Origin of the sequence: Streptococcus sp. 477 (assembly GCF_013277295.1) — a bacterium.
Taxonomy (GTDB): domain Bacteria; phylum Bacillota; class Bacilli; order Lactobacillales; family Streptococcaceae; genus Streptococcus; species Streptococcus pseudopneumoniae.
The window spans coordinates 24,328-31,099 of record NZ_VMMQ01000020.1 but is presented as its reverse complement, the minus strand read 5'-3'; the positions used below and the strand labels follow the sequence as shown (position 1 = coordinate 31,099).

7 protein-coding genes are annotated in these 6,772 nt (G+C 39.1%); all 7 read left to right on the top strand.

Annotated features, from left to right (window positions below):
• Positions 1-137: 137 nt before the first annotated feature.
• The gene (mutY, locus tag HT691_RS03700) at positions 138-1,313 is read left to right on the top strand and encodes an A/G-specific adenine glycosylase (protein ID WP_054392847.1); all 1,176 of its coding nucleotides are present in this window, start codon (positions 138-140) and stop codon (positions 1,311-1,313) included.
• Positions 1,314-1,368: 55 nt separating this feature from the next.
• The gene (gene yycF / locus HT691_RS03695; RefSeq protein ID WP_000722069.1) at positions 1,369-2,073 is read left to right on the top strand and encodes a response regulator YycF; all 705 of its coding nucleotides are present in this window, start codon (positions 1,369-1,371) and stop codon (positions 2,071-2,073) included.
• Positions 2,066-3,415: a cell wall metabolism sensor histidine kinase VicK gene (vicK, locus tag HT691_RS03690; RefSeq protein ID WP_000886221.1), complete on the top strand. Its 1,350-nt coding sequence runs from the start codon at positions 2,066-2,068 to the stop codon at positions 3,413-3,415. The genes yycF and vicK overlap by 8 nt, the downstream gene beginning before the upstream one ends.
• 1 nt (position 3,416) lies before the next feature.
• Positions 3,417-4,226, top strand: coding sequence for an MBL fold metallo-hydrolase (locus tag HT691_RS03685; protein ID WP_054392848.1), 810 nt, complete (start codon positions 3,417-3,419; stop codon positions 4,224-4,226).
• A gap of 90 nt (positions 4,227-4,316) precedes the next feature.
• Positions 4,317-4,559 (top strand): DUF6290 family protein, encoded by a 243-nt coding sequence (locus HT691_RS03680; protein ID WP_000208079.1) that lies wholly within the window; start codon positions 4,317-4,319, stop codon positions 4,557-4,559.
• Position 4,560: 1 nt separating this feature from the next.
• Entirely contained in the window at positions 4,561-4,815 is a 255-nt protein-coding gene (locus HT691_RS03675) for a type II toxin-antitoxin system RelE/ParE family toxin (RefSeq protein ID WP_007284771.1), read from the top strand.
• Between the two features lie 75 nt (positions 4,816-4,890).
• A complete protein-coding gene (locus tag HT691_RS03670; RefSeq protein ID WP_054392849.1) occupies positions 4,891-6,762 on the top strand; it encodes an Eco57I restriction-modification methylase domain-containing protein in 1,872 nt (623 codons plus the stop codon).
• Positions 6,763-6,772: the final 10 nt, after the last annotated feature.

Below are 6,772 nucleotides of genomic sequence, written 5' to 3'. Positions count from 1 at the left end.
TTGAGGTTGCAGATAAGACTGACGAAGTCAGGAACCATACCTACGGCAAGGCGACGTTGACGTGGTTTGAAGAGATTTTCGAAGAGTATTAATACTAGGAAAAGGACAGTTAAAACCTTCTGTGTTATACTAGAGATATGTTAGATTTGAAAGAATACGGTATTGTCATGTGGCCGGAGGAGAAGATTATTTCTTTCCGTGAGAAACTTCTCAGTTGGTATGATGAAAACAAAAGAGATTTACCCTGGCGTAGAAGTAAAAATCCTTATCATATCTGGGTTTCTGAAATTATGCTCCAGCAGACCAGGGTGGATACAGTTATCCCTTACTACGAAAGATTCCTGGACTGGTTTCCAACTGTCGAAAGTTTGGCGAATGCGCCTGAAGAGCGTTTGTTGAAGGCTTGGGAGGGACTGGGATATTATTCTCGAGTACGCAATATGCAGGCTGCAGCCCAGCAGATTATGACTGATTTTGGTGGCCAATTTCCAAATACCTATGAAGGAATTTCCAGTTTGAAAGGGATTGGCCCTTACACAGCAGGAGCTATTTCCAGTATCGCTTTTAACTTGCCTGAGCCAGCTGTAGATGGTAATGTCATGCGGGTCTTGGCGCGTCTGTTTGAAGTCAACCATGATATTGGGATTCCAAGTAATCGCAAAATTTTTCAGGCAATGATGGAAATCTTGATTGATCCGGATCGTCCGGGTGATTTTAATCAAGCTTTGATGGACTTGGGGTCTGATATTGAGTCTCCTGTAAATCCCAGACCTGAAGAAAGCCCAGTCAAGGACTTTAGTGCGGCATATCAGAATGGAACCATGGACCGTTATCCAATCAAGGCTCCCAAGAAAAAGCCAGTTCCCATTTATCTAAAAGCCTTGGTGGTCAAAAATACTCAGGGACAATTTTTACTTGAAAAAAATGAAAGTGAAAAGCTATTGGCAGGTTTTTGGCATTTCCCATTGATAGAAGTTGATAACTTTTCGCAAGAAGAGCAGTTTGACCTCTTTCATCAGGTTGCAGAAGAAAGTGTGAATTTTGGCCCCAGTCCAGAGGAGAGTTTCCAGCAGGACTATGACCTAGATGTTGCTTGGCTTGATGTTTATTTTGAGACTGTCAAGCATGTCTTTAGCCATCGCAAGTGGCATGTTCAAATTGTAGCCGGTCAGGTGACTGACTTCCATGATTTTTCAGATAGGGAAGTTCGCTGGCTTTCACCAGAAGAGTTCAAGAATCACCCACTTGCCAAACCCCAACAAAAAATCTGGCAGGCTTATGCAAAAGCCAACTTAGACAGTAACAAAGACTAGCTATCGTGTCTTCTTGTTATTTTTTTGCTATAATAGTAGAGAAAAAGGTGAACATATGAAAAAAATACTAATTGTAGATGATGAGAAACCAATCTCGGATATTATCAAGTTTAATATGACCAAGGAAGGTTACGAAGTTGTAACTGCTTTTAACGGTCGTGAAGCGCTAGAGCAATTTGAAGCAGAGCAGCCAGATATTATTATTTTGGATTTGATGCTTCCGGAAATTGATGGTTTAGAAGTTGCTAAGACCATTCGTAAGACAAGTAGTGTACCTATTATCATGCTGTCGGCTAAAGACAGCGAATTTGATAAGGTTATCGGTTTGGAGCTTGGGGCGGATGACTATGTAACCAAACCCTTCTCCAATCGTGAGTTGCAGGCGCGTGTTAAAGCTCTTCTGCGTCGTTCTCAACCTATGCCAGTAGATGGGCAGGAAGCAGAAAGTAAACCTCAACCTATCCAAATTGGGGATTTAGAAATTGTTCCAGACGCCTACGTGGCTAAAAAATATGGAGAAGAACTAGACTTAACCCACCGTGAGTTTGAGCTTTTGTATCATTTGGCATCGCATGCAGGTCAAGTCATTACGCGCGAACACTTGCTTGAGACTGTCTGGGGTTATGACTATTTTGGTGATGTCCGTACGGTTGATGTGACTGTCCGACGTCTGCGTGAGAAGATTGAAGATACGCCCAGCCGACCAGAGTATATCTTGACGCGCCGTGGTGTAGGGTATTACATGAGAAATAATGCTTGATTTACTGAAACAAACCATTTTTACCAGAGATTTTATCTTTATTCTGATTTTGTTAGGTTTCATCCTTGTTGTGACCCTCTTATTACTGGAGAATAGACGTGATAATATTCGATTGAAGCAAGTCAATCAAAAGGTTAAAGATTTGATTGCAGGAGATTATTCCAAGGTTCTTGATATGCAAGGTGGGTCTGAAATCACCAATATTACCAATAATTTGAATGACTTGTCGGAGGTTATTCGTCTCACTCAGGAAAATCTAGAACAAGAAAGTAAGCGGCTAAATAGTATTCTGTTTTATATGACAGATGGGGTCCTTGCGACCAATCGTCGGGGGCAGATTATCATGATTAACGATACAGCCAAGAAGCAACTGGGGCTGGTTCAGGAAGATGTTCTGAATAGAAGCATTTTGGAAGTACTCAAGATAGAAGAAGACTATGAATTGCGTGATTTGATTACCCAAAGTCCAGAATTGTTGCTAGATTCCCAAGATATCAATGGTGAATATTTGAACCTTCGAGTTCGCTTTGCCTTGATACGTCGAGAGTCTGGCTTTATTTCAGGTTTGGTGGCTGTTTTGCATGATACGACGGAGCAGGAGAAGGAAGAACGCGAACGGAGACTCTTTGTTTCCAATGTTAGCCATGAGTTACGGACTCCTTTAACCAGCGTGAAATCCTATCTTGAAGCCTTGGATGAGGGAGCTTTGTGTGAAACTGTAGCACCAGACTTTATCAAGGTTTCTCTTGATGAAACCAACCGTATGATGCGCATGGTGACGGACCTCCTTCATCTTTCACGTATTGATAATGCTACCAGTCATCTAGATGTGGAACTGATTAACTTCACTGCTTTTATTACCTTTATCCTCAATCGTTTTGACAAGATGAAAGGACAGGAAAAGGAAAAAAAATATGAGTTGGTGAGAGATTATCCCATCAATTCTATCTGGATGGAAATTGATACAGATAAGATGACACAGGTTGTCGACAATATTTTAAATAATGCTATTAAGTATTCGCCAGATGGGGGTAAAATCACTGTCAGAATGAAGACAACTGAAGACCAGATGATTTTATCCATTTCTGACCAGGGTTTAGGGATTCCTAAGCAGGATTTACCACGTATCTTTGACCGTTTCTATCGTGTGGATCGTGCTAGAAGTCGTGCACAAGGTGGTACAGGTCTAGGACTGTCTATCGCTAAAGAAATTATCAAACAACATAAGGGCTTTATTTGGGCCAAGAGTGAATACGGCAAGGGTTCAACCTTTACCATTGTGCTCCCTTATGATAAGGATGCAGTGAAAGAAGAAGTATGGGAGGATGAAGTAGAAGACTAGAATGAGTGAAACAGGCTTTAAATACAGTATTTTAGCGTCGGGTTCCAGTGGAAATTCCTTTTATCTGGAAACCCCAAAAAAGAAGCTTTTAGTGGATGCAGGCTTATCTGGTAAGAAAATCACCAGCCTACTTGCTGAAATTAATCGCAAGCCAGAAGACTTGGATGCCATCTTGATTACCCATGAGCATTCAGATCATATCCATGGAGTAGGCGTTTTGGCTCGCAAGTATGGTATGGATCTTTATGCCAATGAAAAGACCTGGCAAGCTATGGAAAATAGTAAATATCTTGGCAAGGTGGATTCTTCGCAAAAGCATATCTTTGAGATGGGCAAAACCAAAACCTTTGGAGATATTGACATCGAGAGTTTTGGTGTAAGCCATGATGCAGTCGCACCGCAGTTCTATCGCTTTATGAAAGATGATAAAAGTTTTGTCCTTTTGACAGATACAGGTTATGTCAGTGACCGTATGGCAGGGATTATCGAAAATGCGGATGGCTATCTTATCGAGTCCAACCATGATGTAGAGATTTTGCGAGCAGGTTCTTACGCTTGGCGACTCAAACAACGAATCCTATCTGACCTCGGTCACCTTTCTAACGAAGACGGTGCTGAAGCTATGATTCGTACCTTGGGAAACCGCACTAAGAAAATCTACCTTGGGCATTTATCTAAGGAGAACAATATCAAGGAACTGGCTCATATGACCATGATCAATCAGCTAGCACAAGCTGATCTGGGAGTCGGAGTAGACTTTAAGGTTTATGATACCTCACCAGATACCGCAACACCCTTGACAGATATATAGAAAGAACGCTGAGAAGGTGTTCTTTTTATATTGACTGAACACCTAAAAAGTAATACAATGGTGTTACCATTAAAAAAGGGAGTGCAAAAGATGACTACTATTACATTAAAAGTTTCTGAAGCTGATAAAACATTTATGAAAGCAATGGCTAAGTTTGAAGGAGTTTCCCTGTCGGAACTGATCCGCACCAAAACTCTCGAAGCTCTAGAAGACGAATACGATGCTCGTGTGGCAGATTTAGCCTATCAAGAGTATTTAGAAGACTTGGAAAAAGGAGTTGAACCCATTACTTGGGAAGAAATGATGCATGATTTAGGCTTGGAGGATGAATAATTTGTATAAATTAGTTCCGACAAGACGATTCATCAAGCAATTGAAAAAATTGGATCGTTATACGCAGAAGCTAATTACAAACTATTTACAAACCAATGTTTTGGAAGACCCAAGACGACACGGAAAGGCTTTGGTTGGTAATCGTGTTGGTCAATGGCGCTATAGAATTGGTAATTATCGAGTTATCGTACAAATTGTAGATGATGAATTAGTCATTGCTACTCTAGAAGTTGGTCATAGGAGAGATATTTATTGAATTACTTTTTTCAAGTAAATTTTCATTCTTTTAAATATGATATAATAGGGCTTACAATACAAGAGAGGTTGCTTTATGGCAATAGATATTAGTGAAGAGCAGTTGGCTAAGGAGTCTGCTGATTTATTAAAAATACTTTTAAAAGATAGAACAACAAAGAAAAATATAGTTTGGGCGACGCATTCTTATAACTTGTTAGGAAAAGGCTTTAGTCCTAGTGATAGTATTAGTCCAAGTAAGGTTACTGGAAACTATGCTAACTTGATTCAGCCCAGATCTGAAAAATCCAAGTATGAGCAAAAAGATCGTACAAAAATAAGGGCAGAAGTGTTTACACCAACTTGGTTGGTCGCAAAGCAAAATGGATATGTGGAAGCCGACCTTGAAGCTCTGGATCTTGAAGATTATATCCAAGTGCGATGGCTAGAAATTACCTGTGGTGAAGCACCTTATATGGTAACTCGCTATGATACAGTGACTGGTAAGGAAATTCCATTATCTGAACGAGTTGGTTTTGTTGATAGAAAATTGCAGCGCATTAGTCGTGAGGTCTCAGATGAAGTCACCTTTTATGAATTTGTAAAAAAAGCTTATCGAGCTTCTTATGGCTATGAGTATCAAGGAGATTCTCTCCTTTTGGCGCGTGAGAATCTTTTGGCAACTTTTGAGGACTATTATCTAGCTAAGACTGGAAATCAACCAACATTAGAGCAAAAGAAAGAAATTGCGACTATTATTTCTTACAATGTCTTTCAGATGGATGGATTGAAAAAAAGTAGTCCTTATTCAGCTAAACAAAAGCAATCTCAACAATTGAGTTTGTTTGCGGATGAGCTAGAAGTCCAAGAAGTAGAAGGATCTAAAACCCATATCAAAGACTGGAAAAAGAATAGAATGATAGGTTTTGAGCGCCTATCTAGCGAGGAAAGTGAAATGAAATTTGATGTCGTGATAGGAAATCCGCCGTATCAGGAAATAGGAGAAGCTAGAGATGAGCCGATATATCACTATTTTATTGATGAAGCTTATAAAATCGCAGATAAATCTATACTAATCACCCCAGCAAGGTTTTTATTTAAAGCTGGTCAAACTCCTAAAAATTGGATGGAAAAGATGCTTGAAGACAAGCATTTAAAAGTTCAATTCTATGAACTTAAAAGCGGTAAAGTATTTACAGGAACGGATATTAAGGGTGGAGTAGCAATAACTTATCGTGATGTTGATAAAGATTTGGGACCAATCGGAGTATTTACTATTTTTGAAACTTTGAATGGTATTGTAAAAAAAATCGAAAAACATCCAGAATTTGAAACTTTTTCTGATTTAGTTTATCCTCAAGGTATTTATAGATTTTCAAATAAACTTTTTTCTGATTATCCAAATGCTGAAAAACTGCAAGGAAAAGGAACAAAAAATAAAATTGTTTCGAAATCACTAACTCAGTTAGATTTTGTTTTCAAAAACAAAGAAGAAAAAGACCATGTTGCTCTACTTGGAAGAATTGGCTCCGAACGTGTTTATCGATATATTAATAAAAAATATTTAGATTTACCGGAAACATTCGAAAATTATAATGTTTTTGTACCAGAAGCTAATGGAAGTGGTGCCTTAGGTGAAGTCTTATCAACACCCCTAATCGGGGAACCCCTAATCGGGCATACAGATACTTTTTTATCTATTGGTAATTTTAAAACAAAATTTGAAGCCGATGCTTGTATTAAATTTATTAAAACTAAATTCGCTAGAGTATTATTAGGTGTTTTGAAAGTTACTCAGCATAATTCACGCAAAACTTGGTATTACGTCCCACTCCAAGACTTCACGGTCAATTCGGACATTGATTGGACACAATCAGTGGCTGATATTGACCGCCAGCTTGATCAAAAATATGACCTTTCCCCTGAAGAAATTGCCTTTATTGAGAATCATGTAAGGGAGATGGATTAGAAAAGTATTT

Bases quoted from the DNA above. Each gene is read 5' to 3' on its own strand.
- vicK (WP_000886221.1), top strand. From the start codon at position 2,066: ATGCTTGATTTACTGAAACAAACCATTTTTACCAGAGATTTTATCTTT.
- HT691_RS03680 (WP_000208079.1), top strand. From the start codon at position 4,317: ATGACTACTATTACATTAAAAGTTTCTGAAGCTGATAAAACATTTATG.
- HT691_RS03685 (WP_054392848.1), top strand. From the start codon at position 3,417: ATGAGTGAAACAGGCTTTAAATACAGTATTTTAGCGTCGGGTTCCAGT.
- HT691_RS03670 (WP_054392849.1), top strand. From the start codon at position 4,891: ATGGCAATAGATATTAGTGAAGAGCAGTTGGCTAAGGAGTCTGCTGAT.
- mutY (WP_054392847.1), top strand. From the start codon at position 138: ATGTTAGATTTGAAAGAATACGGTATTGTCATGTGGCCGGAGGAGAAG.
- yycF (WP_000722069.1), top strand. From the start codon at position 1,369: ATGAAAAAAATACTAATTGTAGATGATGAGAAACCAATCTCGGATATT.